The sequence below is a fragment of the Streptomyces sp. NPDC006384 genome, from assembly GCF_042870695.1.
In the GTDB taxonomy this organism is placed as follows: Bacteria; Actinomycetota; Actinomycetes; order Streptomycetales; family Streptomycetaceae; genus Streptomyces.
Window position 1 is genome coordinate 59,540 of the sequence record NZ_JBIAHR010000005.1, and the last position, 24,004, is coordinate 83,543.

The 24,004-nt window shown below is 71.8% G+C and carries 25 protein-coding genes; 11 read left to right on the forward strand and 14 right to left on the reverse strand.

Annotated elements, in window-relative coordinates; translation table 11 throughout:
- Positions 1-84: 84 nt before the first annotated feature.
- From folP to ACFYOJ_RS07865, 5 genes are all read left to right on the forward strand, one after another.
- On the forward strand, positions 85-945 hold the full coding sequence (folP, locus tag ACFYOJ_RS07845) for a dihydropteroate synthase (RefSeq protein WP_356551296.1): 861 nt from the start codon (positions 85-87) through the stop codon (positions 943-945).
- Positions 942-1,454 (forward strand): nuclear transport factor 2 family protein, encoded by a 513-nt coding sequence (locus tag ACFYOJ_RS07850; RefSeq protein WP_356551298.1) that lies wholly within the window; start codon positions 942-944, stop codon positions 1,452-1,454. Before folP ends, ACFYOJ_RS07850 begins: the two co-directional genes overlap by 4 nt.
- Before the next feature lie 248 nt (positions 1,455-1,702).
- Positions 1,703-2,062, forward strand: a complete 360-nt coding sequence (gene folB / locus ACFYOJ_RS07855) for a dihydroneopterin aldolase (RefSeq protein ID WP_356551300.1) — start codon at positions 1,703-1,705, stop codon at positions 2,060-2,062.
- Positions 2,059-2,670, forward strand: a complete 612-nt coding sequence (gene folK, locus ACFYOJ_RS07860; protein WP_356551302.1) for a 2-amino-4-hydroxy-6-hydroxymethyldihydropteridine diphosphokinase — start codon at positions 2,059-2,061, stop codon at positions 2,668-2,670. Before folB ends, folK begins: the two co-directional genes overlap by 4 nt.
- 59 nt (positions 2,671-2,729) lie before the next feature.
- Positions 2,730-3,215 carry a DUF3180 domain-containing protein gene (locus ACFYOJ_RS07865; RefSeq protein WP_356551304.1) on the forward strand — a complete coding sequence of 162 codons (486 nt, stop codon included), beginning with the start codon at positions 2,730-2,732 and terminating at the stop codon, positions 3,213-3,215.
- Between the two features lie 3 nt (positions 3,216-3,218).
- Here the strand turns inward: ACFYOJ_RS07865 and ACFYOJ_RS07870 are convergent, their stop codons facing one another.
- From ACFYOJ_RS07870 to dacB, 7 genes are all read right to left on the reverse strand, one after another.
- Complete coding sequence (locus tag ACFYOJ_RS07870; protein ID WP_356551305.1) at positions 3,219-3,908, reverse strand: hypothetical protein; 690 nt, start codon at positions 3,906-3,908, stop codon at positions 3,219-3,221.
- A gap of 369 nt (positions 3,909-4,277) precedes the next feature.
- A complete protein-coding gene (gene folE, locus ACFYOJ_RS07875; protein WP_356551307.1) occupies positions 4,278-4,883 on the reverse strand; it encodes a GTP cyclohydrolase I FolE in 606 nt (201 codons plus the stop codon).
- 120 nt (positions 4,884-5,003) lie between these two features.
- Positions 5,004-7,043, reverse strand: a complete 2,040-nt coding sequence (gene ftsH, locus ACFYOJ_RS07880; RefSeq protein WP_356551551.1) for an ATP-dependent zinc metalloprotease FtsH — start codon at positions 7,041-7,043, stop codon at positions 5,004-5,006.
- Positions 7,044-7,217: 174 nt separating this feature from the next.
- Positions 7,218-7,757 carry a hypoxanthine phosphoribosyltransferase gene (hpt, locus tag ACFYOJ_RS07885; RefSeq protein ID WP_226027733.1) on the reverse strand — a complete coding sequence of 180 codons (540 nt, stop codon included), beginning with the start codon at positions 7,755-7,757 and terminating at the stop codon, positions 7,218-7,220.
- 94 nt (positions 7,758-7,851) lie between these two features.
- Positions 7,852-8,898, reverse strand: coding sequence for a tRNA lysidine(34) synthetase TilS (gene tilS, locus ACFYOJ_RS07890; protein ID WP_356551308.1), 1,047 nt, complete (start codon positions 8,896-8,898; stop codon positions 7,852-7,854).
- A 193-nt stretch (positions 8,899-9,091) separates the two neighbouring features.
- On the reverse strand, positions 9,092-10,219 hold the full coding sequence (locus tag ACFYOJ_RS07895; RefSeq protein ID WP_356551309.1) for a zinc-dependent metalloprotease: 1,128 nt from the start codon (positions 10,217-10,219) through the stop codon (positions 9,092-9,094).
- Between the two features lie 143 nt (positions 10,220-10,362).
- Complete coding sequence (gene dacB, locus ACFYOJ_RS07900) at positions 10,363-11,919, reverse strand: D-alanyl-D-alanine carboxypeptidase/D-alanyl-D-alanine-endopeptidase (RefSeq protein WP_356551310.1); 1,557 nt, start codon at positions 11,917-11,919, stop codon at positions 10,363-10,365.
- 124 nt (positions 11,920-12,043) lie between these two features.
- Here dacB and ACFYOJ_RS07905 point away from each other — a divergent pair, with 124 nt between their 5' ends.
- A complete protein-coding gene (locus tag ACFYOJ_RS07905; RefSeq protein WP_006132604.1) occupies positions 12,044-12,535 on the forward strand; it encodes an inorganic diphosphatase in 492 nt (163 codons plus the stop codon).
- A gap of 118 nt (positions 12,536-12,653) precedes the next feature.
- Complete coding sequence (locus ACFYOJ_RS07910) at positions 12,654-14,366, forward strand: threonine/serine exporter family protein (RefSeq protein ID WP_356551312.1); 1,713 nt, start codon at positions 12,654-12,656, stop codon at positions 14,364-14,366.
- Between the two features lie 67 nt (positions 14,367-14,433).
- On the opposite strand, the gene ACFYOJ_RS07915 is transcribed toward ACFYOJ_RS07910, so the two are convergent.
- A complete protein-coding gene (locus ACFYOJ_RS07915) occupies positions 14,434-15,315 on the reverse strand; it encodes a VTT domain-containing protein (protein WP_356551313.1) in 882 nt (293 codons plus the stop codon).
- Positions 15,316-15,451: 136 nt separating this feature from the next.
- Between ACFYOJ_RS07915 and ACFYOJ_RS07920 the strand changes: the two genes are divergently transcribed.
- Entirely contained in the window at positions 15,452-15,817 is a 366-nt protein-coding gene (locus tag ACFYOJ_RS07920) for a YbjQ family protein (protein WP_356551314.1), read from the forward strand.
- Between the two features lie 30 nt (positions 15,818-15,847).
- On the opposite strand, the gene ACFYOJ_RS07925 is transcribed toward ACFYOJ_RS07920, so the two are convergent.
- The 4 genes from ACFYOJ_RS07925 to ACFYOJ_RS07940 all read right to left on the reverse strand — a co-directional run bounded on the left by ACFYOJ_RS07925 (position 15,848) and on the right by ACFYOJ_RS07940 (position 19,823).
- A complete protein-coding gene (locus tag ACFYOJ_RS07925) occupies positions 15,848-16,609 on the reverse strand; it encodes a MerR family transcriptional regulator (RefSeq protein ID WP_356551316.1) in 762 nt (253 codons plus the stop codon).
- A 127-nt stretch (positions 16,610-16,736) separates the two neighbouring features.
- Positions 16,737-17,378: a PadR family transcriptional regulator gene (locus tag ACFYOJ_RS07930; protein WP_356551317.1), complete on the reverse strand. Its 642-nt coding sequence runs from the start codon at positions 17,376-17,378 to the stop codon at positions 16,737-16,739.
- A gap of 94 nt (positions 17,379-17,472) precedes the next feature.
- On the reverse strand, positions 17,473-18,933 hold the full coding sequence (locus ACFYOJ_RS07935; RefSeq protein WP_356551319.1) for an aldehyde dehydrogenase family protein: 1,461 nt from the start codon (positions 18,931-18,933) through the stop codon (positions 17,473-17,475).
- Positions 18,934-18,998: 65 nt separating this feature from the next.
- Entirely contained in the window at positions 18,999-19,823 is an 825-nt protein-coding gene (locus ACFYOJ_RS07940; protein WP_356551552.1) for a helix-turn-helix transcriptional regulator, read from the reverse strand.
- Positions 19,824-20,199: 376 nt separating this feature from the next.
- Here ACFYOJ_RS07940 and ACFYOJ_RS07945 point away from each other — a divergent pair, with 376 nt between their 5' ends.
- On the forward strand, positions 20,200-20,679 hold the full coding sequence (locus ACFYOJ_RS07945; RefSeq protein ID WP_356551320.1) for an ATP-binding protein: 480 nt from the start codon (positions 20,200-20,202) through the stop codon (positions 20,677-20,679).
- Between the two features lie 74 nt (positions 20,680-20,753).
- Here ACFYOJ_RS07945 and ACFYOJ_RS07950 read toward each other — a convergent pair whose 3' ends face one another.
- Positions 20,754-21,023 (reverse strand): DUF397 domain-containing protein, encoded by a 270-nt coding sequence (locus ACFYOJ_RS07950; protein WP_356551321.1) that lies wholly within the window; start codon positions 21,021-21,023, stop codon positions 20,754-20,756.
- A 432-nt stretch (positions 21,024-21,455) separates the two neighbouring features.
- Between ACFYOJ_RS07950 and ACFYOJ_RS07955 the strand changes: the two genes are divergently transcribed.
- Positions 21,456-21,971 carry a hypothetical protein gene (locus tag ACFYOJ_RS07955; protein WP_356551554.1) on the forward strand — a complete coding sequence of 172 codons (516 nt, stop codon included), beginning with the start codon at positions 21,456-21,458 and terminating at the stop codon, positions 21,969-21,971.
- 114 nt (positions 21,972-22,085) lie between these two features.
- Here ACFYOJ_RS07955 and ACFYOJ_RS07960 read toward each other — a convergent pair whose 3' ends face one another.
- Positions 22,086-23,222 (reverse strand): DUF2786 domain-containing protein, encoded by a 1,137-nt coding sequence (locus ACFYOJ_RS07960; RefSeq protein WP_356551323.1) that lies wholly within the window; start codon positions 23,220-23,222, stop codon positions 22,086-22,088.
- Between the two features lie 100 nt (positions 23,223-23,322).
- Between ACFYOJ_RS07960 and ACFYOJ_RS07965 the strand changes: the two genes are divergently transcribed.
- The gene (locus tag ACFYOJ_RS07965) at positions 23,323-23,955 is read left to right on the forward strand and encodes a LysE family translocator (RefSeq protein ID WP_356551324.1); all 633 of its coding nucleotides are present in this window, start codon (positions 23,323-23,325) and stop codon (positions 23,953-23,955) included.
- The last annotated feature ends 49 nt before the right edge of the window (positions 23,956-24,004 follow it).

The following is a 24,004-nucleotide window of genomic DNA, read 5'->3' on the forward strand; positions in this document are numbered from 1 at the left end:
CCCCGCCCCCGCCGCGCCCACGGCCCCGGCACCCCGCCAGGCTCCGCACGGCACCCCGCGCTCCCCGGGGCCTACGCTGAACGCATGAGCAAGCAGACCGGCCGCCGCCACCTGGCGGGACTGACCGCATGGGACCGCTGCGCGGTCATGGGGGTCGTCAACGTGACCCCCGACTCCTTCTCCGACGGCGGCCGCTTCTTCGACACGACGGCCGCCGTCAAGCACGGCCTCGACCTCGTCGCCGCGGGCGCCGACCTGGTCGACGTCGGCGGCGAGTCCACCCGCCCCGGCGCCACCCGCGTCGACGAGGACGAGGAGCTGCGCCGCGTCGTCCCCGTCGTGCGCGGCCTGGCCTCCGAGGGCGTCACCGTCTCCGTGGACACGATGCGCGCCTCGGTCGCGGAACAGGCCCTCGCGGCCGGCGCCGCCCTCGTCAACGACGTCAGCGGCGGCCTCGCCGACCCCCGCATGATCCCGGTCGTCGCCGACGCCGGCGCCCCCTTCGTCGTCATGCACTGGCGCGGCTTCCTGGCGGGCGGCAACGTCCGCGGCAGCTACACCGACGTGGTCACCGAGGTCGCGGACGAGCTGCGCGCGCGCGTGGAGGCGGTCATGGACGGCGGCGTCGGCGCCGACCGCATCGTCGTCGACCCCGGCCTCGGCTTCTCCAAGGACGCCGAGCACGACCTCGCCCTCCTCGCCCGCCTCGACCGCCTCCTCGCCCTCGGCCACCCGCTGCTCGTCGCCGCCTCCCGCAAACGCTTCCTCGGCCGGGTCCTGGCCGGCCCGGACGCCGCCCCGCCCCCCGCGCGCGAGCGCGACGCCGCCACCGCCGCCGTCTCCGCGCTCGCGGCGCACGCCGGCGCCTGGGCCGTACGCGTCCACGAGGTGCGCGCCACGGCGGACGCGGTCCGGGTCGCCCGCGCCGTGGAAGGAGCCCGGTGAACGCCCCCCACCTCGACGTCGAACAGGTCGAGGCCGCCAACACCGCCTTCTACGAGGCACTCGAGCAGGGCGACTTCGAGACGGTGTCCGACCTCTGGCTCACCCCGGCCGACCTGGGCATCGACGAGAGCTACCACGACCCGGCCGACGCCGGCGTGGTCTCCTGCGTGCACCCCGGCTGGCCGGTCCTCACCGGCCGCGGCGAGGTCCTCAGGTCCTACGCGCTGATCATGGCGAACACCGACTACATCCAGTTCTTCCTCACCGACGTGCACGTCTCCGTCACCGGCGACACCGCCCTGGTGACCTGCACCGAGAACATCCTCAGCGGCGGCCCCGCCCCCGAGGGCGACGGCGAGCTGGGCCCGCTCGTCGGCCGGCTCGTCGTCGCCACCAACACCTACCGGCGCACCCCCACCGGCTGGAAACTCTGGTCGCACCACGCCTCACCGGTGCTGGCGGAGAGCGACGACGAGAACGGCGCGGACGGCGAGGACGCGCCCGCCTGAGCCGCCCGCGCCCGAGAAGTGGCCGGAATCACGGAACCGGCGGGCGGGAGCGGCCACCGACCCGTGTTCCGACGGGTCCACCGGGTCCGCCGGGGCGTACACGGGATGAAATCTGCGGGTGTCCTCCCGGTCCCGTGGCCCCCGTGGCCCGGCTCTGTCGGCGGTCGCGGGTAGATTCGACCGAGGCCGGTGTGCCGCCCGCACGCGGCACGCACCGGCCGTGACCGACGACTGCAGGAGTGATTCGTGTGGATCGTGTCGCGCTGCGCGGCCTGAAGGCCCGCGGGCACCACGGTGTGTTCCCCAAGGAACGCGAGGAGGGCCAGACCTTCCTCGTGGACATCGTCCTGGGCCTGGACACCCGGCCGGCCGCGGCCGACGACGACCTGGCGAAGACCGTGCACTACGGGATCGTGGCCGAAGAGGTCGTGGCCGTCGTCGAGGGCGAGCCGGTCGACCTGGTCGAGACGCTCGCCGAGCGCATCGCCCAGGTCTGCCTGAAGCACGAGAGGGTCGAGGAGGTCGAGGTCTGCGTCCACAAGCCGGACGCCCCGATCACCGTCCCCTTCGACGACGTGACCGTCACCATCAACCGGAGCCGTGTATGAGTGTCCCCTTCACCAACGGTCCCAGCGACCCGACCGTCCAGCCGGTGCCCGCCTCCGTCGTCGAGCGGGTGGACGCCGCCGACAGCACCCTGTCCAACCCCAAACGCGCCGTGATCGCCCTCGGCTCCAACCTCGGCAACCGCCTGGAGACCCTCCAGGCCGCCGTCGACGCCCTGGAGGAGACCCCCGGGGTCCGCGTCAAGGGCGTGTCGCCGGTGTACGAGACGGAGCCGTGGGGCGTCGAGCCCGGCACCCAGCCGTCCTACTTCAACGCGGTCGTGGTCCTGAAGACCACGCTGCCCCCCTCGTCGCTCCTGGAGCGGGCGCACGCCGTCGAGGAGGCGTTCCGCCGCGTCCGCGACGAACGCTGGGGCCCGCGCACCCTGGACGTCGACATCATCACCTACGCCGGCACGGTCTCCGACGACCCGCACCTCACCCTGCCCCACCCGCGCGCCCACCAGCGCGCCTTCGTCCTCGCCCCCTGGCACGACGTGGACCCCGAGGCCCACCTGCCCGGCCACGGCCCGGTCGCCGCTCTCCTGGACGCGGTGACGCGCGAGGGCGTCACGCTCCGCGCCGACCTGGAACTCCACCTGCCCGGATAGTCGTTAAGGTCGAGACGACCGCAGTCCGCCGCCGGTCACCCGGGGAGCGAAGGGGCACCGTGAAAGAGTTGCGCATCAGGCTGCTGGCCGGCGTGTTCGCCGTCGCCGGAGTCCTGTCCTGGGCGGGCGCCCGCCTGTGGAACTCGATCGGGACCCTCCCGAGCGTCCCCCTCGCCGCCCCGGTCGTGCTCGCGCTGATCGCCGTGGTCCTGCTGGCCACGGCGCTCTCGCTCCGCGCCCGCCTGAAGGCCCAGCGCGACCGCGTCCCGGGCGCCAAGGGCGTCGACCCGCTGATGGCGGCCCGCGCGGTCGTCTTCGGCCAGGCCAGCGCCCTCGTGGCCGCCCTGGTCGCCGGGATGTACGGCGGCACGGGCGTCTTCCTGCTGGAGTACCTCGACATCCCCGCCCGCCGCGACCAGGCCGTCTACGCCGGCTTCTCCGTCGTCACCGGCATCGCCGTCATAGCGTCGGCGCTCTTCCTCGAGCGGGTCTGCAGACTCCCCGATGACGACGACGACAACACGGGCACGGCCACGGCGGCCTGACAGTCACCAAGGCCGGCGGGCCAGATGACCGTTGACCAGAAAGCTGGGATGAGGGTCGAGACGGTAGCTGTGGAGGGTGAACGGCTTGGCTCCGGCGGTACGCACACGGACCGTATGCACCTGTTGCCAGGAAGACTCCCTCAACTGAAGAGGATGCCGCTCGGGGACGAAAGTGCCTCGCGAGGGCCAACTGTCGGCCACGACCAGGTGTGAGGCCCGGCCGTCGGTGCGAGGGGTGAATCTCGCACCGACGATCCGGGCCAGTTCGATGAGGAACGGAACGTTCGCACTGACCAGAAGACGCCCACGCCAGGTCTTGGACCTGAAGCCGTCGCCGTCGGTGCAGCCGTCCAGAAAACCTTCGAAGGTGTCCCTGTCCCGCAGCACCACGCGGGGAAAAAGCTGACGTTGGTGGTGTGCGTCTCCACCCACGTACTGCCTCATCACATCGGCCGGATAGGACGAGACGACACGAACCCGGAAACCTGGCAGGTCCCGCTGCAGATAACCGGACGGGCGTGTCACCGGCTCCAGCCGCGCAGCGAGTCCGACCGCCGTACCGAGACATCGTGCGTATCGCTGGGCGAACGCCTGGCCGTTGACAACCGACGAAACGTAATTCCTGCCTACCGTCCCGTCCGAGCACGTGGCGCCCAGCAGGTAACCGAAGTCGTATCCCGGGGTGACGGTCAATCGCTCACGGCACAGCTTTCGCGCAGGTGTCCAGGCAAGGACGGTGCCCTCGGCTTCCCTCGCGTGCACCCAGCCGTCCGGCGTCCGAGCATCTGGTCCGGCGCAACAGTGAATGTCGCGCGATCAGTGGTGATGTCCACAACCTCGCGGACCTTCGTGGTCACCACATCGGCGACCGTGGTCTCCACCGTCCGGAACTCGTCCAGCGTCCAGATCCGACAGCCCACGTCGATGTCCCGCGCCCGTCGGCGCCCCCCGACCACGTTCACCGTCTGCCTGCTGGGCAGCCCGTACCCCACGGAGGTGCTCCCTTGATCAGGGGCCGAAGCCACTGATCAAGGACGGTACTGGACACCACTGACAATCAAGTCAGCGCGCCAGTATCAGACTCATCGCCTCGGCCCGAGTGGTCGCGTCCCGAAGCTGCCCACGCACAGCCGAAGTGGTGGTCTTGGCCCCAGGCTTGCGAACCCCGCGCACCGACATGCACATGTGCTCGGCCTCGATGACGACAATCGCGCCGCGGGCTTCGAGTATGCGCATCAGCGAGTCGGCGACCTGCGTGGTGAGACGTTCCTGCACCTGCAGGCGGCGGGCGAACACCTCCACGAGGCGTGCCAGCTTCGACAGGCCTGTGATCTTTCCCGTCTCGGCGGGGATGTAGCCGATGTGCGCCACACCGTGGAACGGCAGCAGGTGATGCTCGCACAGGGAAACGATTTCGATGTCCTTCACCAGGACCATCTCGTCGTGACCGAGGTCGAACGTCGTCGTCAATACCTCTTCGGGCTCCTGCCACAGTCCGGCCAAGAGCTCCCGGTACGCCCGCGCCACCCGGGCCGGGGTCTCCCGCAGGCCCTCGCGGTCCGGGTCCTCGCCGACCGCGATCAGCAGTTCTCGTACGGCGTTCTCGGCCCGCTTCTCGTCGAACTCACCGATCGGCCCCAGGCCGTCCAGCGTCACGGGGTCGGTCATGTCGTGCCTCGTTCCTGTCTTCTGGCATGTCGGCATACGGGAATGCCGTGCCCTCCAGGCTAGAACCTGGGGGGCACGGCATACATTCCGGGCCCGGTGGGGCCGCGGGGAGGGCCTGGATCAGCTCTCCGGGCGGTCCTCCGGAGTGCGTTCCGGTGCCGGGGCGGGCTCCGCCGTGGTGCTCTTGGCGGTGGAGACGGCCGCCGTCGCGCCGTTCGCCCCGTTGGTCAGTGCGAGCTCCTTGGGGGAGAGCACCGGCGGACGGGTCGAGGGGGTGCGGCGGGAGGAGCCGGTCCAGGCGGGCCGGGGCGGGCGCTTGACGATCGGGGCGAAGATCTCGGCGATCTCCTCCTTGCCGAGCGTCTCCTTCTCCAGCAGGGCGAGGACGAGGTTGTCGAGGACGTCGCGGTTCTCGACCAGGATCTCCCAGGCCTCGTTGTGCGCCGTCTCGATGAGCTTCTTGACCTCTTCGTCGACCAGCGCGGCGACCTCTTCCGAGTAGTCGCGCTGGTGCGCCATCTCACGGCCGAGGAAGGGTTCGGTGTTGTCGCCGCCGAACTTGATCGCGCCGAGACGCTCGGTCATGCCGTACTGCGTGACCATCGCGCGGGCCACGCTGGTGGCCTTCTCGATGTCGTTGGCGGCACCCGTCGTCGGGTCGTGGAAGACGAGTTCCTCGGCCGCGCGGCCGCCCAGCATGTAGGCGAGCTGGTCGAGCATCTCGTTGCGCGTGGTCGAGTACTTGTCCTCGTCCGGGAGCACCATCGTGTAGCCGAGGGCACGGCCCCGGGACAGGATGGTGATCTTGTGGACCGGGTCGGAGTTCGGTGAGGCCGCCGCGACCAGGGCGTGACCGCCCTCGTGGTACGCGGTGATCTTCTTCTCCTTGTCCGACATGATCCGGGTCCGCTTCTGCGGGCCCGCGACCACCCGGTCGATCGCCTCGTCCAGCATGTGGTTGTCGATCAGCTTCTGGTCGCTGCGGGCCGTCAGCAGGGCGGCTTCGTTCAGCACGTTGGCCAGATCGGCACCGGTCATGCCGGGCGTACGGCGGGCGACGGCGGCCAGGTCGACGTCCGGGGCGACCGGCTTGCCCTTCTGGTGGACCTTGAGGATCTCCAGACGGCCCTGCATGTCCGGCCGGTCGACGGCGATCTGCCGGTCGAAGCGGCCCGGGCGCAGCAGCGCCGGGTCGAGGATGTCGGGCCGGTTCGTCGCGGCGATGAGGATCACGCCGCCCTTGACGTCGAAGCCGTCCATCTCGACGAGCAGCTGGTTCAGGGTCTGCTCGCGCTCGTCGTGACCGCCGCCGAGGCCGGCGCCGCGGTGGCGGCCGACCGCGTCGATCTCGTCGACGAAGACGATGGCCGGGGCGTTCGCCTTGGCCTGCTCGAACAGGTCACGCACTCGGGAGGCACCGACACCGACGAACATCTCGACGAAGTCGGAACCGGAGATCGAGTAGAACGGGACGCCCGCCTCGCCGGCGACGGCGCGCGCGAGCAGGGTCTTGCCGGTGCCGGGCGGGCCGTACAGCAGCACGCCCTTGGGGATCTTGGCGCCGACGGCCTGGAACTTGGCCGGTTCCTGGAGGAACTCCTTGATCTCGTGGAGCTCCTCGACGGCCTCGTCCGACCCGGCGACGTCGGCGAACGTCGTCTTCGGGGTGTCCTTGGTGATGAGCTTCGCCTTGGACTTGCCGAAGTTCATGACCCGGGAGCCGCCGCCCTGCATCTGATTCATCAGGAACAGGAAGACGACCACGATCAGGACGAACGGCAGCAGGGAGAGCAGGATGCCGACGAACGCGTTCTGCTTGGACGGCGACACGGTGTAGCCGTCGGGGATCTGCTTGTCCTGGTACTTGTTCTGCAGCGTGTTGGCGAGGGTCACGCCCTGGTCGCCGATGTAGCTCGCCTGGATCTTCGAGCTGCCCTTGACCTTCACGCCGTCTTTGAGCTGGACCTTGATGATCTGCTCGTCGCCGGTGGTGAGCTTGGCCGACTCGACCTTGTTGTCGTTGATCGCCTGGACGACCTGGCCGGTGTCCACCGTCTTGTAGCCACCGGACGAGCCGACGACCTGCATCAACACGACCACGGCAAGGACGGCCAGCACGATCCACATGACCGGCCCACGGAAGTATCGCTTCACGTCCATCCACACGGAGCGGTGCCGCCCCGTCCCTCCTGCCATAGTGAGTTTGATAAGACAGTTCTTCTGACGGTACCCCAGCCTGATGGCCCGTAGCCGCACGGGACGGCCGGCGTTCCCGTCTGCATGCTCCAACGGCGCGGGAGGCCCTGCGGTTCCCCGTCGCCCTGCCGGGCTGTGCTAGCCGCCGTAGACGTGGGGCGCGAGCGTGCCCACGAACGGCAGGTTGCGGTACTTCTCCGCGTAGTCGAGGCCGTAGCCGACGACGAACTCGTTGGGGATGTCGAAGCCGACCCACTCCACGTCGATGGCGACCTTCGCGGCGTCGGGTTTGCGCAGCAGCGTGCACACCTTCAGCGAGGCGGGCTCGCGCGAGCCGAGGTTGGAGATCAGCCAGGACAGGGTCAGGCCGGAGTCGATGATGTCCTCGACGATCAGGACGTGCCGGCCCTTGATGTCGGTGTCGAGGTCCTTGAGGATCCGCACCACGCCGGAGGACTGGGTGCCCGCGCCGTACGAGGACACCGCCATCCAGTCCATGGTGACGGGGGTGGACAACGTGCGCGCCAGGTCGGCCATGACCATCACGGCGCCCTTGAGGACGCCGACGATGAGCAGGTCCTTGCCCGCGTACTCCGCGTCGATCTTCGCGGCCAGTTCGGCCAGCTTCGCGTCGATCTCTTCCTTGGTGATGAGTACCTTCTCGAGGTCGGCACCCATGTCGTTCGCGTCCACCCGCATCACTTTCGGTCGTCCCACCGGCCACTCCGGAGCGCCCCCGGTGATCCGTGCGCGGATCGGGGGAGGGCCGGATTCAGCCTTGCCGAATCACCAGTCTGCCACCCTGCCGCCGTGCGACGACTTTGCCGGGGAGGTTGATGGCTCCCTGACCGCGCCAGCCGGTGATCAGCCGGTCGACCTCCTCGATGTGCCGGGCGAAGAGCGCACCGGCCGGAGCACCGGCCTCGATGGCCGCCCGGCGCAGGATGCGGCGGCGTACGGCGGGCGGGAGGGCGTAGAGCTTGGCGCACTCGAGCCGGCCGGACGCGTCGCGCACGCCGGTCTCCGCCTGGCGGGCCCAGGTGTCGAGGGCGTCGGCATCGTCCCGGGAGAGCTGGGCCGTACGGGCGAGGGCCTCGACGACGCCCTTGCCGAGGGCCTTCTCCAGGGCGGGCAGCCCCTCGTGGCGCAGCCGCGAGCGGGTGTACGCCGGGTCGGTGTTGTGCGGGTCGTCCCAGACGGGCAGGGACTGGACCATGCAGGCCTTGCGGGCGGTCTGCCGGTCGACGTGGAGGAAGGGGCGCCGGTAACGGCCGCCGGCCCCCGAGACCGCGGCCATGCCCGACAGGGAGCGGATGCCGGAGCCGCGGGCGAGGCCCAGCAGGACGGTCTCGGCCTGGTCGTCGCGGGTGTGGCCGAGCAGGACGGCGGCGGCGCCGTGCCGGGCGGCGGCGTCGTCCAGTGCGGCGTAGCGGGCGTCGCGGGCGGCGGCTTCGGGCCCTCCCGCGCGGCCGACGGTCACGGCGGTGGCCTCGACGGGGTCCAGGCCGAGTTCCCGCAGGCGCAGGACGACCTCTTCGGCGCGCAGGTCGGAGCCGTGCTGCAGGCCGTGGTCGACGGTGACGCCGCCGGCGCGGATGCCGAGCCGGGGCGCCTCGAAGGCGAGGGCTGAGGCGAGCGCCATGGAGTCGGCGCCGCCGGAGCACGCGACGAGCACGAGCGGCGTCGGCGGGCGCTCGGGCGCGTGTTCGGCGGCCGTCGCGGCGTGGACGCCGGCCGGGGTGTTCAGTTCGGTGAGGATGTCGTGGAGGACGCGGCGGACCGCCAGGCGTATCGCCGCGACCGCAGGATGGGGACCCATGTCCGGTGCCCTTCATGAAGTTTCGGGGGTGAGGAGCCCGAAGTCCGGTCACGCAGAGTGTGTAGACGGTGACAGAAACGGGCCGTTCCCCGAGCATCGCACGCCTGCCGAGAGCTCACGGTCCCTCGGACGGGTGATTGGTGGGGCGTTTGCCTGCCGTCGGCCGGTTCCGTTCACGCCCCGTACGCGGGGCTCACGCCTCCGGGGTGCGGTGCACCCGCGCGATCCAGTCCGCCGGTTTGGCGATCTCCGACTTGGTGGGGAGGGTGTTGGGCGAGGTCCAGACGCGGTTGAAGCCGTCCATGCCGCACTCGTCGACGACGGCCCGCACGAAGCGTTCGCCGTCCCGGTACTGCCGCAGCTTGGCGTCCAGGCCGAGCAGCTTGCGCAGGGCCATGTCCAGGCGGGAGGCGCCCTTGGCCCGGCGCTGCTGGAACTTCTCGCGGATCTCGCCGACGCTCGGCACGACGGAGGGGCCGACGCCGTCCATCACGAAGTCGGCGTGGCCCTCCAGCAGGGACATCACGGCCGTCAGCCGGCCGAGGACCTCCCGCTGGGCGGGGGTCTGCACCAGTTCGACGAGCGAGCGGCCGCCGTCGTCCTCCTCGCCCTCGGGGCGGCCCCCGACGAGCGTCTGGACGGCCTCGCGGACACGCTCCAGGACGGTCATGGGGTCGACGTCGGTCTCCGCGAGGAACGCCTGGATCTCGCCCTCGAGGTGGTCGCGCAGCCAGGGCACGGCGGTGAACTGGGTGCGGTGCGTCTCCTCGTGGAGGCACACCCACAGGCGGAAGTCGTGCGGGTCGACGTCGAGTTCGCGTTCCACGTGCACGATGTTCGGCGCGACGAGCAGCAGCCGGCCGCCGCCGTTCGACCCGGCGGGCAGGTCGCGGCCGGCCGGGGCGAAGGTCTCGTACTGGCCGAGGACGCGGGAGGACAGGAACGACAGCAGCATGCCCAGCTCGACGCCGGTGACCTTGCCGCCGACCGCGCCGAGGACGGCGTTGCCCGCGCCGCTGCCGCGGCGCTCCTGCATCTTTTCCAGCAGGGGCTTGAGGATCTCCCGGAACCCGGCGACGTTGGCCCGGACCCAGCCGGGGCGGTCGACGACGAGGACGGGGGTGTCGTGGGACTCCTCGGTGGCCAGACGAGTGAAGGCCCGGACGTGTTCCTCCGAGGTCCTGGCGTGGCGGCGGAGCTCCGCGACGATGGCCCGGGCCTCGTCGCGGCTCACCTCGGGGCCCGGCCGTACGAGCCGGGTCGCGGTCGCCACCGCGAGATTCCAGTCGACCATGCCGGAAGATGCGCCGATGCTCGTCATGCGTCAACCGTACGTGAGCGCTGCCGCTGGGGGCAGGCTGTGCGGGGCGCGGGGGTGGGACGCGTGGCCGGCGCCGGCCGGGTGCCTCCCAGGCTCTCGAGGCACTGGGGGGAGGCACGACTGCCCGCAGCTGGGGCGGTGGGTCATGACGTCAGGGTTGTTGCTGCCCGGTCCAGGGCTTGTTGGGCTGCTCGGGGGTCTGTGGTGCCGTGGGCCAGGAAGGCGAAGGCGAGGAGGCGGCCGTCGGGGGTGGCCACGGTGCCGGCGAGGGTGTTGACGCCGGTCAGCGTGCCGGTCTTGGCGCGCACGAGGCCGGACGCGCCCTCCGCGTACCGGCCGGCCAGGGTGCCGGTGAAGCCGGCGACGGGCAGGCCGGTGAGGACCGGGCGCAGCTCGGGACGGGCCGGGTCGGCCGCCTCGGCGAGCAGGGCGGTGAGCAGGTCGGCGGTGATCCGGTCGGTGCGGTCCAGGCCGCTGCCGTCGTGGAAGACCGCGCCCCGCACGGGCAGGCCGAGCTGCTTCAGCCGGGCGGTGAGGGCGGCGGAGACGCCGTCGAAGTCGGCGGGGTGCCCGGTGGCGAGGGCCGTGTGGCGGGCCAGGGCCTCCGCGATGTCGTTGTCGCTGTCGGTCAGCATCCGTTCGACCAGGTCCGACACCGGGGGCGAGGAGACGGTGGCGAGGGTGGCGGCGCGGCCCGTGGCCTTGGAGGGGCCGGGGGACGACGTCCGGATGCCGTGCTCGCCCAGGAGGCGGGCGAAGGCGCGGGCCGCGTCCGCCGCCGGGTCCGCCGCGCGGGGTGCCGGGCCGCTGGTGGAGTCGTCGGTGCGGGCCTCGTCGGTCATCAGGGCGGTGAGGGGCGCGAGGTTCTCGTTGACCCCGATCGGGTGGGTCTCCGTACCGGTGTAGAGCGTGGTGTCGTACGACAGCGTCACCTGGGTGAGGTTCCGCTTCTTCAGGGCCTCGGCGGTCCTCCCGGCGAGGGTGCGCAGGCTCGCGAGGTCTCTTCCGCCGCCCTCGCGGGCGGTGAGGGTGGGGTCGCCGCCGCCGACGAGGACGAGTTCGCCGGTGTCGGTCTCCAGGGCGGTGCGCGTGGTGAGGCGGTGGTCGGGGCCGAGGGCGGTGAGGGCGGCGACCGCGGTGGCGATCTTGGTGGTGGAGGCGGGGGTGAACGGGGTGCCGGCGTCCAGGCCGTACAGACGCTCGCCGGTGGTGAGGTCGACGACCGAGGCCGCGCGTCCGCTGCCGAGCGCGGGGTCGTCCAGGAGGGGGGCCAGGGCGTCGGCGAGGGCGCGTCCGCGGGGCGCCGCCCTGACTCCGCCGGCGGGGGCGTCGGAGGTGCCGCCGAGGCCCTTCAGGACGGGTCCCGCGCTGGGGGCGGGCCGGGGCGGTCCGGCGGTCGTACCGGAACCGGCGGGTCCGCGGCCGTGATCTGTGCCACCCGGGCGTTCCAGGGCGACTGCCCGGTCCCGCTCGGCCGTACGCTGACCCGTGGAGTCCCAGGGACCGGCGGCGGTCGCCACACCGGCGGCCAGTGCCAGCCCGGCCGTGGCGGCGCCGGCGGTGTACTGCCAGGTCCTCGGCCTCGCGGTCCGTGCCGGTTCGCGCGGCCCGGTGGTCCGCGCGAACCGCGCCAGAGGCGGTCGGGCGGCCCGTGCGACGCGCGCGACGCGCGGACGTACGGCGGCCGCGATCCGCGTCACGTGCGGTCCCGCGGCCCGCCAAGGCCTCAGCTCTGGCACTCCCACCAGCCCCTTTCGCGATCACCCACCTGCGTAGGGGACACTTAACCACCAGAACTGTGTGCTGATCATGGAGGAGCGTCCGGTGGAGTTCGACGTCACGATCGAGATCCCGAAGGGTTCGCGGAACAAGTACGAGGTGGACCACGAGACCGGTCGTATCCGCCTGGACCGCCGCCTGTTCACCTCGACCGCCTACCCGACCGACTACGGCTTCGTCGAGAACACCCTCGGCGAGGACGGCGACCCGCTGGACGCGCTGGTCATCCTGGACGAGCCGACCTTCCCGGGCTGCCTCATCCGCTGCCGCGCGATCGGCATGTTCCGCATGACGGACGAGGCCGGCGGCGACGACAAGCTGCTGTGCGTCCCGTCGACGGACCCGCGCGTGGAGCACCTGCGGGACATCCACCACGTGTCGGAGTTCGACCGCCTGGAGATCCAGCACTTCTTCGAGGTCTACAAGGACCTGGAGCCGGGCAAGTCCGTCGAGGGCGCCAACTGGGTCGGCCGCGTCGACGCGGAGGCCGAGATCGAGCGGTCCTACAAGCGCTTCAAGGAGCAGGGCGGTCACTGACCGGGCGCCCCTTCCGTGACGGGCCGCACGCTTGAGCGTGCGGCCCGTCACGTTTGGGTGCGCATACTGAGGGCTACAGGAGGGTGTGTCGTACGAGGGCTCGAGGAGCGTTGCGCAGGTGACCGAGGCGGAGGACCGCAAACCGCAGTCGGACGAGGCGCACAGCGCCTTCCGGCAGCCCGGTGGGGTCGCGGCGTCCGCCGACGGCGAGTCGTCGACGACGTCCGAGTTCGAGGTGCCGCCGGGGGTCTCCCGCGCGCGGCAGGCCCCTTCGGAGTCCGAGACGACCTCGGAGTTCGCGCTGCCGGAGGGGCTGGACGTGCCGCCGGCCGCGGCCGCGGAGCCGGAGGGGTCGGCGTTCAGCACGCCGAGCACGTACAGCGCGTGGAGCGCGCCGGCCGCGTTCACGCCCGCCGGCGGTTTCCCCGCGGTGAACCTGACCAAGGACGCGCCCTGGCAGGACCGCATGCGCACGATGCTGCGCATGCCGGTCGCCGAGCGGCCCGCGCCCGAGACGGCGCAGCGGCACGACGACGACACCGGCCCCGCCGTGCCGCGCGTGCTCGACCTGACCCTGCGTATCGGGGAGCTGCTGCTGGCGGGCGGTGAGGGCGCGGAGGACGTGGAGGCCGCGATGTTCGCGGTGTGCCGTTCCTACGGCCTGGACCGCTGCGAGCCGAACGTCACCTTCACCCTGCTGTCGATCTCCCACCAGCCGTCCCTGGTCGAGGACCCGGTGACGGCGTCGCGGACGGTCCGCCGCCGCGGCACCGACTACACGCGGCTCGCCGCCGTCTTCCAGCTGGTCGACGACCTCAGCGACCCGGACACGCAGATCTCCCTGGAGGAGGCCTACCGGCGCCTCGCAGAGATCCGCCGCAACCGGCACCCGTATCCGACCTGGGTGCTGACCGCGGCGAGCGGCTCGCTGGCCGGGGCGGCCTCGCTGCTCGTCGGCGGTGACGCGATCGTGTTCTTCGCGGCGCTGTTCGGCGCGATGCTCGGCGACCGCCTGGCGTGGCTGTGCGCGGGGCGCGGGCTGCCGGAGTTCTACCAGTTCGCGGTGGCCGCGATGCCGCCGGCCGCGATCGGCATCGCGCTGACGCTGACGCACGTCGACGTGAAGGCGTCCGCGGTCATCACCGGTGGCCTGTTCGCGCTGCTGCCGGGGCGGGCGCTGGTGGCGGGCGTGCAGGACGGCCTGACCGGCTTCTACATCACGGCCGCCGCGCGCCTGCTGGAGGTCATGTACTTCTTCGTCAGCATCGTCGCCGGGGTGCTGGTGGTGCTGTACTTCGGCGTCCAGCTGGGCGCCGAGCTCAACCCGGACGCCGCGCTGGGCACGGGCGACGAGCCGGTCGTGCAGATCGTCGCGTCGATGCTGCTGTCGCTGGCCTTCGCGATCCTGCTCCAGCAGGAGCGGTCCACCGTGCTGGCGGTGACCCTGAACGGGGGCGTCGCCTGGTGCGTGTACGGCGCCATGCACTACGCCGGCGACATCTCGCCGGTGGCCTCCACGGCCGCCGCGGCGGGGCTGGTGGGGCTGTTCGGGCAGCTGATGTCCCGGTACCGGTACGCGTCGGCGCTGCCGTACACGACCGCCGCGATCGGGCCGCTGCTGCCCGGTTCGGCGACGTACTTCGGGCTGCTGGCGATCTCGCAGGGCGAGGTGGACGCGGGGCTGCTGTCGCTGTCGAAGGCGGTGGCGCTGGCCATGGCCATCGCCATCGGGGTGAACCTCGGCGGGGAGATCTCGCGGCTGTTCCTGCGGGTGCCGGGTGCGGCGAGCGCGGCGGGCCGCCGGGCGGCGAAGCGGACGCGGGGGTTCTAGGACCGGGTGCCCGCGGGCCCGGGGCCGCGGGGCCGTGTGCCGGTACGGCCCCGCGCCTTCGGGGTGTTCAGCGGCCCTGGTCGTACGGGTACTGGCCGCCCTGCTGGTCACCGTGGGGCTGCTGTCCGCCGTAGCCCTGCGGGTACTGCTGGGCGTACGGCTGCTGCCGGCCGTATCCCTGGTCGTACGGCTGCTGGTGCGGCTGCTGGTGCGGGTGCGGCTGCTGGTTCGGGTCGATCCTGCGGAGCTGGGTCGTGGCGTCGTCCATGACCGGGTACGAGGGCTGGGGCTGCCGGAGCTGGGGGGCCGGGGGCCGGGGCGCCGGGGCCTGCTTCTTCTTCCTGCGCTCGCGGAGGTACTCGACGGCGATCGGGACGACCGAGACGACGACGATCAGGACGAGGATGGGCTCGACGTTGGTACGGATGAACTCGATCTGGCCGAGCCAGTAGCCGGCGAGGGTGACGCCCGTGCCCCAGGCCACGCCACCGATGACGTTGTACGTGAGGAAGGTGCGGTACTGCATGCGGCCGGCGCCCGCCACGATGGGGGCGAAGGTGCGCACGATCGGCACGAAGCGGGCCAGGACGATCGCCTTGGGGCCGTACTTCTCCATGAACTCGTGGGCCTTCTCCAGGTTCTCCTGTTTGAAGAGCTTGGAGTTCGGCCGGTTGAAGAGCTTGGGGCCGAGGAACTTGCCGATCATGTAGCCGACCTGGTCGCCGATGACGGCGGCCAGCACGATCAGGGTGCACACCAGCCACAGCGGCTGGCTGATGTACTGGCCCTGGGCGACGAAGAGACCTGCGGTGAACAGCAGCGAGTCGCCGGGCAGGAACGCGAAGAGACCGGACTCGGCGAAGACGATCAGCAGGATGCCGGGAAGGGCGAAGGTCTCGATCAGGTAGTCCGGGCTCAGCCACTCGGGGCCGAGCGCAAGCGTGGTCACGGGATTGTGGCTCCTGCACTGGGGGACGCGGGCTGGGGGCTTGGCTGCCTCAACGTATCAACGCAGCCTCGGAGGTCCAGGTTCCACCTGCGCACCGGGGGTGCGCCGTGCGCCCGCCCGGGGAAGCCTGTGAACCATGGGCATCGAAGAATACGGCGGCGGACAGGGCCCTCGGCCCGACGTACTCGTCGTGACCACGAACGACCTGCCCGGCCACCGCGTGCAGGAGGTGATCGGGGAGGTCTTCGGACTGACCGTGCGCTCCCGGCACCTGGGGAGCCAGATCGGCGCCGGGCTGAAGTCGCTGGTCGGCGGTGAGCTGCGCGGGCTCACCAAGACGCTGGTGGAGACCCGCAACCAGGCCATGGAGCGGCTCGTGGAGCAGGCACGCGCGCGGGGGGCCAACGCGGTGCTGGCGTTCCGCTTCGACGTGACCGAGGCGGCGGACGTGGGCACCGAGGTGTGCGCGTACGGGACGGCGGTGGTGGTGGCCCGGGAGTGATGCGGGAGTGGCCCGGGCCACGGCCGCCGGTCAGGGAGTGTGGCGGACGGCGTTGGCGAGGATCGCGTCGCGCATGTAGGCGGCGAGACCCTGCCCGGCGGCGTCGATGTTCCGCGTGAAACGTTCGTCCGAGACGTACATCTCACCCAGGCAGGTGTGCATCTCGTACCCGCAGTCGTAGTGGTTGCGGGCGATCGCCTGCCGGTGGTCCTCGGCGGCGTCCATGGCCGCCTCGGAGTCGGCGGGCTCACCGGCGTCCATCAGGGCGACGAAGCGCCGGGTGAGCTCGTCGGCCTCGTCCTGGATGCGCTGCCAGTCCTCCTTCGTGTACGAGGCGGCCTTCTGCCTGGACTGGCGGTAGGCGTCGGTGTCGCCCCAGCGTTCCTGGACCTCCTCCTCGTACCGGTCGGGGTCGAAGTCGCCGAAGACCTCGAACTTCTCCTGTGGTGTCAGGTTGATCCCCATCGTGCGTGCCTCCATGGCGTGCTCCACGGCCGCCGCCATCTTCTGCAGCTTCTCGATCCGGGCGGTCAGCAGCTCGTGCCGGCGGCGCAGGTGCGCGCGCGGGTCCGCGGCCGGGTCGTCGAGCAGGGCGGCGACCTCGTCGAGCGGGAAGCCGAGCTCGCGGTAGAACAGGATCTGCTGCAGCCGGTCCAGGTCGGCGTCGTTGTAGCGCCGGTGGCCCGCGCGGCTGCGCTCGCTGGGTACGAGCAGGCCGATGTCGTCGTAGTGGTGCAGGGTGCGCACCGTCACTCCGGCGAAGCCGGCGACCTGTCCCACGGAGTAGCCCACTTCCGCTCCCTTCTGTGTCGCCGTCCACGCTGCCGCCTCACGCGACGTGAGGTGCAAGCCCGGGCGGGCCCGGCCTTGCCGCCTGCCCGGAGAAGGTGTCCCGTCCGCACGCCCGGGCCGGACTCGGTCAGCCGGCGTCCCCGGGATGCCGCTCCCCCGTCGCGTACGGGTTCTCCTCGCCGTCCGCCAGGACGCCGACGAACGGCTCGCCCTCACCGGCGAAGGTGTACGCGCCCTCGCGGATGCGTTCCACGAGCGCGCGGGTCCACTCGGCGCCCGTGTCGGCGGAGTGCACCCAGAAGTTCATGATCTCGCCGATGTGGCCGAGCTGCCCGGGGCCGCTCTCGGGGGTGTAGTACTCCGTCACGCCCCTGCGCCACTCCTGGATGGCCCGGATCCGCTCCTCCAGGAGGGCCAGCACCTCCTCGCGGCGGAGGTCGACCATGAGACCGAGCGCGGCGGAGAGCACGTCCGGCTTCTGGTCGTAGGAGGTCAGGGCCTCCCGGAGGAGGGCGAAGTACTCCTCGGTGCCCTTTCCGGTGATCTCGTACTCCGTGCGCGGCGGACCGCCCGCGGTGGACGGGGCGGTCTCGTGCGCGAGCAGCAGTCCCTGCTTGGCCATCTGCTTGAGCGCGTGGTAGATCGAGCCGGGCTTGGCGTTGGACCACTCGTGCGCGCCCCAGTACTCCAGGTCGTTGCGCACCTGGTAGCCGTGGGCCCGCCCGTGCTGGCGCACCGCGCCGAGCACCAGGAGACGGATCACTGACATGCGGTCCAGGTTAGGCCCGGCGGCCGGCGCGGCCCGCGCCCGGCCCGCCCGGCCGACGTGGGCCGGGCGTGTGCCGGAGGTGCCGGGGTGGTGCTCAGAACGGGAAGCGGCTCCGGCCGTGCTGCACCGATATCCACTTCTGCGTGGTGAAGGCCTCCAGCATCGCGTCGCCGTTCAGCCGGCCGATGCCGGAGTGCTTCTCGCCGCCGAAGGGCACGAGGGGCTCGTCGTGCACGGTGCCGTCGTTCACGTGGAACATGCCGGTGTCGATCTGCCGGGCGAAGTTCACGCCCCGCTCGACGTCCGCCGTGTGCACGGCGCCGCTCAGCCCGTACGGGGTGTCGTTGACCAGGCGCACGGCCTCCTCCTCCCCGTCGAAGGGGACGAGGAAGACGACCGGGCCGAAGACCTCCTGCTTCAGCAGGGCGGAGCCGGCGGGCAGGCCGGTCAGGACCGACGGCGTGACGAGGTTGTCCGTGGTCGTGCCGCGCACCAGGGCGGTCGCTCCCTCGGCGAGGGCCTGCTCGACCACGGCGGAGAGCGCTTCCGCCTGCGAGGAGTTGATCACCGGGCCGATGACCGTCGCCGGGTCGCTCGGGTCGCCGGCCTTGAGGGTCCTCACCTTGGCGACGAACTTCTCGGTGAACTCGTCGGCGACCGAGCGGTCGACCAGGAGGCGGTTGGCGGCCATGCAGGCCTGGCCCTGGTGGACGAAGCGGCTGAAGACCGCGGCGTCGACCGCGTAGTCGATGTCGGCGTCGTCGAGGACCACCAGGGCGCTGTTGCCGCCCAGCTCGAGGACCGAGCGCTTGAAGTGCGCGGCGCAGACGGTGGCGACGTGCCGGCCGACCTTGTCCGAGCCGGTGAAGGAGATCACCTTGGGGACCGGGTGCTCGAGGAAGGCGTCGCCTATCTCGGCGATGTCGGTGACCACGACGTTCAGCAGGCCGGCCGGCAGGCCGGCGTCCTCGAAGAGCTTGGCTATCAGGGTGCCGCCGACGACCGGTGTGTTCTGGTGCGGCTTGAGGACGACGCCGTTGCCGAGGGCGAGCGCCGCGGCGACCGGCTTGAGGGAGAGCAGGAAGGGGAAGTTGAAGGGGCTGATGACGCCCACGACACCGACCGGGATCCGGTAGAGGCGGTTCTCCTTGCCGTCGACCGGCGAGGGGATGATCCGGCCTTCGGGGCGCAGCGCCAGGTGGACCGCGTCGCGCAGGAACTCCTTGGCGAGGTGCACCTCGAAGGCGGCCTTCGCGCGCGTGCCGCCCACCTCGGCGACGATCGCCTCGCTGATCCCGGCCTCGCGCTCCTCGACCAGCCGCAGCACCTTCTCGAACACCGCGCGGCGGGTGTAGGGGCTGGTCGCCGCCCACTCTTTTTGCGCGCGCCCGGCCGCGCGGTAGGCGGCGTCGACCTCGTCGGCGGTGGCCGTCGTGATCGAGGCGAGCTTCTCGTTGTCGTACGGGTTGAAGTCGATGATGTCCCAGGAACCGGTGCCCGGACGCCACTCGCCGTCGATGTACTGCTGGGCGAGGTCGGTGAAGTACGACGACATGTGAACCCTCAATCCCCTGCTGCCGTTTGGCCGTTCGCCTGACAGGGCGTCATCGTACTGATGTTTCAGGAGAGTTGGAGGAGACCTCGGAGGAGATCTCGGCTCTCGTCCGGCCCCGGGCTGTCCCGCTGCAGCTCCTCCAGCGCCGTCTCGTACTGCGCGACGTCCTCGCGCTTGTCCAGGTACAGGGCGCTGGTGAGCTGCTCCAGGTACACGACGTCCGAGAGGTCGGACTCGGGGAAGCTGAGGATCGTGAACGCGCCGCTCTCCCCGGAGTGCCCGCCGAAGCCGAACGGCATCACCTGGAGGCGGATGTTGGGGCGTTCGGACATGTCGATCAGGTGCTGGAGCTGCCCGCGCATCACCGCCCGGTCGCCGTAGGGCCGGCGCAGCGCGGCCTCGTCCAGGACGATGTGGAAGTCGGGGGCGTTCTCGGCGACCAGGCGCTTCTGCCGCTCCAGCCGCAGCGCCACCCTGCGCTCCACGTCCGCCTCGCTCGCGCCCTTCATGCCGCGCCGGACGACCGCGAGGGCGTACTCCTCGGTCTGCAGCAGGCCGTGCACGAACTGCACCTCGTAGACGCGGATCAGCGAGGCCGCGCCCTCCAGGCCCACATAGGTGGGGAACCAGCTGGGCAGCACGTCGGAGTAACTGTGCCACCAGCCCGCGACGTTGGCCTCCTTGACCAGGGACAGCAGGGAGGCGCGCTCCTGCTCGTCCGTGACGCCGTACAGCGTCAGCAGGTCCTCGACGTCCCTGGTCTTGAAGCTCACCCGGCCCAGCTCCATCCGGCTGATCTTCGATTCCGAGGCGCGGATCGAGTAGCCCGCCGCCTCGCGCGTGATCCCCCGTGTCTCACGCAGTCGCCTGAGTTGTGATCCGAGCAGCATGCGCCGCACCACCGATCCGGGCTCTCCCGCGCTCACGTTCGCCAGCCTCCCCAGCCGTCCTCAGGGGCCGAAGTCTGCCACTAAAACACTCCGAGCTGTACTCGTCCGGTTACGGAAACGGAATCGAGCCAACGGCAACGGGAAGGAAAGGAAAGGGAGTTGCTGCTCTCCGGCTTCGAAGTGGCGTGAACGCGAAGCGAAGATGTGGGAAAAATTGGCCAGCAAGCGGTACGGGCAGGTCCATTTCGGTCACGTGCACGTGCATCTGCTCTTGCATCTGCGGAACGCATCCGAAACCATGGTCCCGCACCACCGCGCCGCATCGCTACGACCGCGAATTCCGGGAGTGCCTCGCATGGGGACGAATGGATCGACCATGCTCGAGCCGTCGAGGCAGGGCCTTCCGCCGATCGACCCCGCGGCCGTCTCCGACGCCGCCTCCTGCGCCCTGCCGCCCCGCTACGAGGCGGTGCGCGAGGCCCGGCGGTTCACCCGCGCCACGCTGGACGGCTGGGAGACGGGCGACCGTTTCGACGACGTCTGCCTGGTGGTCTCCGAGCTCGTCACCAACGCCCTGCGGCACGCGCTGCCGACGGACACCCCGCGTCTGGCCGACCGGGAGGGCCCCGTACGGCTGCATCTGATGCGCTGGACGGAACGGCTGGTGTGCGCGGTGCGCGACCCCAGCCACACCGGCCCGGTGGCGCGCGAGGCGGACGACTTCTCGGCGGAGTCGGGCCGCGGCCTGTTCCTCGTCGACTCCTTCAGCGACAGCTGGGGCTGGCACCCGCTCGTCGGCGCGCTGGACGGCAAGGTGGTCTGGGCGCTGTTCCGGCTCCGCCGGCCCGCGGACTGACGGGGGCGGCGGCCGCGGGAGCGGGAGCGGGGGCGGTGTGAGCGGGGGCGGTGTGAGCGGGGGCGGTGTGAGCGTCAGCTCGCGATCAGGTGGTCGAACTCGCCGTCCTTGACGCCCAGCAGCATGGCCTCGATCTCGGCGCGCGTGTAGACCAGCGCGGGCCCGTCGGGAAAGCGTGAGTTGCGCACGGCGACACCGCCGCCGGGCAGGCGCGCGAACTCCACGCAGGACCCCTGCGAATTGCTGTGCCGGCTCTTCTGCCAGGCCACGTCGTGCAACTGCGTGGCGGCCATGCCGTTGTACACGCCGGACGCGTCGTCAACGTCGTACACGTCGTGGTCCACAGGTCGCTCCCCGATGGTGCACTGGCTGATGTGGCCATTGGTGCAGTGGTCAACTGGTCCGGATCATAACGCTGTTCACGTGCAGATGCATGAGCAGATGCACGTGCACGCGCGGTGTTCCCGTGATTACAGCCGCGCCGACCGCTCGGCCCGGTCCCCTGCCTTCTGAGACGCCCGCTCCGGCGGAGTCGTTCCCCGCGTATGCCCCGGGAACAGGAGAACATGCCGTCGACCTGCCCCGCGGTGTCCCCCACGGTGTCCATGCCGGGCGACTCGACAGGGGCCGCGGGGGCGTCCTGGTAGCTTGCGGCTGACTCGGGGCCGACCCGGCCGTCCGGCTACAGCTTGGAGCTTGCGGTGACGTTGGGGACTGCGAAGAGCACGGTGAGCGCGGCCGGCGCGAGGGGCAGGGGCCGCACGGCGGGTACGGCCGTGCGCGCGGCGCTCGCGGCCGTCGGGCTGGTGGGCGCGCTGACGCTGACCGCGTGCACCGACGACGGCGGTGCCGACGACGCCTCCGGAAAGGGGGACGCGTCCTCGGCCGCGCCCGGTGCGTCGGCGAGCGCGGGCGCGGGGGGTGAGGGCGGCGGTTCGTCACCCACCGCTTCCGCCGGTTCCTCGGGTTCCGCCGGTGAGCTGGAGGGCAGCTGGCTGGCGACCACCGACGGCCACGCCGTCGCCCTGGTGGTCACCGGCGACAAGGCCGCCCTCTTCGCCACGGGCGGGACCATGTGCAGCGGCACCGCCGAGGAGGGCTCCGGCACCCGCACGATCCGCCTGAAGTGCAGCGACGGCAACGAGGACCGGGCGGTCGGGACCGTCGAGCCGGTCGGCGGGACGTCCTTGAAGGTGAAGTGGCAGGGCGCCGTCGGCGAGGAGACCTACACCAAGGCCGAGGGCGGGACGATGCCGCCCGGGCTGCCGACGGCCGGTCTCGGCGGCTCCTGACCGGCGCACCCGCGCGCCCGTGACCGCGACGGGGGCGCACCGGTGCGCGCCGCCGGGCTGGGCGTCGCGGCCGTCGCCCCGGCGGTCCCGACGCCGACGCCCGGTGGTTCGTTCCTACGGCAACGGGCGCCGCCGGCCGACCCGGGCCCGGTCGGCCGCGCGGGTGCCCTCCGTCCAGCCCGCCGCGTCGTCGGCGCCGCGCAGCCGGGTCGTGGTCGTCTCGGGGAACATCCGCTCCAGCCGGTCGGTGACCGCGACGTCGCGGGAGGCGAGAACGGGGAGCAGGCCGGCGTCGGCCGTCCCGGTCTCGGCGGCGGTCCGCTCGGCGACGGCCCTCAGCCGGGTGCCCGCGCGGTGGGCGTAGGCCGCCAGGAAGGACTGGCGGAAGGTCTTGGTCCGCTTGCGTCCGCCGGCGCGCTGGGCGGCCTCCGCCTTCGTCATCGCGGTCTCGGCCTGCACCAGCAGGGAGGTGTAGAGGAGCTCGACCGCCTCCAGGTCGGTCTCGAAGCCGACGACGGTGGAGAAGCCGAGGGGCTCGTTCCACACGGCCCGGCAGTGGTTGGCCCCGGCCACCGCGTCCAGCAGCACCGCCTTGGCCTGCTCGTACGGCGGCTCCACCCCGATCCGGCAGGCGCCCGGCGTGTCGGGCGAGGGCGCGTGGGCCGACAGCAGCGCCTCGTCGACGCTGTGCCGGGCCATCAGCTCCTGCGCCTTGGCACTGAGCGCCTCCGCCTCCTCCGGGTACCCGGTCGCCTCCGCCTTGGCGAGCAGCGCGCGGATGCGGGCGAGGGCGCGCGACTCGGACCGGGGCTCGTGACGGGGCGCGCCAGGCGCGTCCGGTGCCTCCAGCGGCTCCAGCACGGGCAGGCGCAGCAGCAGGCGGTACAGCTCCAGTACGGCGGTGGCGTGCGAGAAGCGGTCGGCGCGGGGCGCCGGCCCGTCCGGGAGGCCGTCGAGCTGCGCGGCCCAGCGCGGGCCGCGGGGACGGTCGTGCGCCGCCTGGGCCCGGATCAGCGCGGCCACCAGCCGTACGTGCACGTCGTCCAGCTCGCGCCGCACGATCCGTACGACGTCGGCGGGCTGCCAGCCGCGCCGCCACGCCGTGGCCACGAACTCCTCGCCCCGCCGGGACAGTTCGGCGTCCGCCGCGGGATCGGCCGCGAGCAGCGAGGCGGCGGTGTCGAGGGCGGTGTCGGCGGTGTCGTACAGGGCGGCCCCGAGGGCGCGGTCGACGGTGCTGGACGTACTCACCCGGTGATGGTGCCACGGCCCGCGGACACCGGGCCGCGGCGTGTCCCGCTCCGCGAAATCCGGTCGCCGGCCGCGGTGTGCGCCGTCCAGCATGGCGCGCATGGTGGACACGACTCTCTACGCGGCGTTCCTCGTCGCCGCCTTCGCGCTGTGCGTCACTCCGGGGCCCGACATGATGTTCATCGTGGCGATGGGCGGGCGGGGCGGGCCCGCGGCCGGCGTCATGGCCGCGGCCGGTGTGGCCTGCGCGATGCTGGTGCACGCGGTCGCCGCGGCGCTCGGCCTGTCGGCGCTGTTCACGACGCTGCCGACGCTGTACCACGTGCTGCGCTGGGCAGGCGCGGCCTACCTCCTGTACCTGGCGGTGAAGGCCTTCCGGGACCGCTCGGTGCCGGGCGGGGACGGAGCGGCGCCCCGGGGCACGGGGATGCGGCGGGCCTTCTGGCAGGGCGCGATCACCAATCTGCTCAATCCCAAGGTGATCCTCTTCAACGTGGCGTTCCTGCCGCAGTTCGTCGACCCCTCCCTCGGGCACGTCCCCGGTCAGCTGCTGCTGCTCGGCGCGACGCTCGTGGTGATGGGCTTCCTGTGGGACGGCTGCGTGGGCCTGCTGTCCGGCCGGCTGGCGGGCCTGCTCAGGCGCAGCGCCCGGGTGAACCGCTGGCTGAACATCGTCTCCGGGACGGTGTTCACGGGGCTCGCGGTGAGGCTGGTGGTGGCCTCGCCGAAGTAGACACGCGGGAGACCGCAGGACCGCCCAGGAGGCTGTCAACTGTCGGTTG

Excerpts from the sequence above, each read along its gene's own strand:
- ACFYOJ_RS07945 (WP_356551320.1), top strand. The coding sequence starts at position 20,200 with ATGCTCGAGCCGTCGAGGCAGGGCCTTCCGCCGATCGACCCCGCGGCC.
- ACFYOJ_RS07965 (WP_356551324.1), top strand. The coding sequence starts at position 23,323 with ATGGTGGACACGACTCTCTACGCGGCGTTCCTCGTCGCCGCCTTCGCG.
- tilS (WP_356551308.1), bottom strand. The coding sequence starts at position 8,898 with ATGGGTCCCCATCCTGCGGTCGCGGCGATACGCCTGGCGGTCCGCCGC.
- ACFYOJ_RS07930 (WP_356551317.1), bottom strand. The coding sequence starts at position 17,378 with ATGTCAGTGATCCGTCTCCTGGTGCTCGGCGCGGTGCGCCAGCACGGG.
- hpt (WP_226027733.1), bottom strand. The coding sequence starts at position 7,757 with ATGGGTGCCGACCTCGAGAAGGTACTCATCACCAAGGAAGAGATCGAC.
- ACFYOJ_RS07920 (WP_356551314.1), top strand. The coding sequence starts at position 15,452 with ATGGGCATCGAAGAATACGGCGGCGGACAGGGCCCTCGGCCCGACGTA.
- ACFYOJ_RS07940 (WP_356551552.1), bottom strand. The coding sequence starts at position 19,823 with ATGCTGCTCGGATCACAACTCAGGCGACTGCGTGAGACACGGGGGATC.
- ftsH (WP_356551551.1), bottom strand. The coding sequence starts at position 7,043 with ATGGACGTGAAGCGATACTTCCGTGGGCCGGTCATGTGGATCGTGCTG.
- folK (WP_356551302.1), top strand. The coding sequence starts at position 2,059 with ATGAGTGTCCCCTTCACCAACGGTCCCAGCGACCCGACCGTCCAGCCG.
- folE (WP_356551307.1), bottom strand. The coding sequence starts at position 4,883 with ATGACCGACCCCGTGACGCTGGACGGCCTGGGGCCGATCGGTGAGTTC.
- ACFYOJ_RS07935 (WP_356551319.1), bottom strand. The coding sequence starts at position 18,933 with ATGTCGTCGTACTTCACCGACCTCGCCCAGCAGTACATCGACGGCGAG.
- folP (WP_356551296.1), top strand. The coding sequence starts at position 85 with ATGAGCAAGCAGACCGGCCGCCGCCACCTGGCGGGACTGACCGCATGG.
- ACFYOJ_RS07895 (WP_356551309.1), bottom strand. The coding sequence starts at position 10,219 with ATGACGAGCATCGGCGCATCTTCCGGCATGGTCGACTGGAATCTCGCG.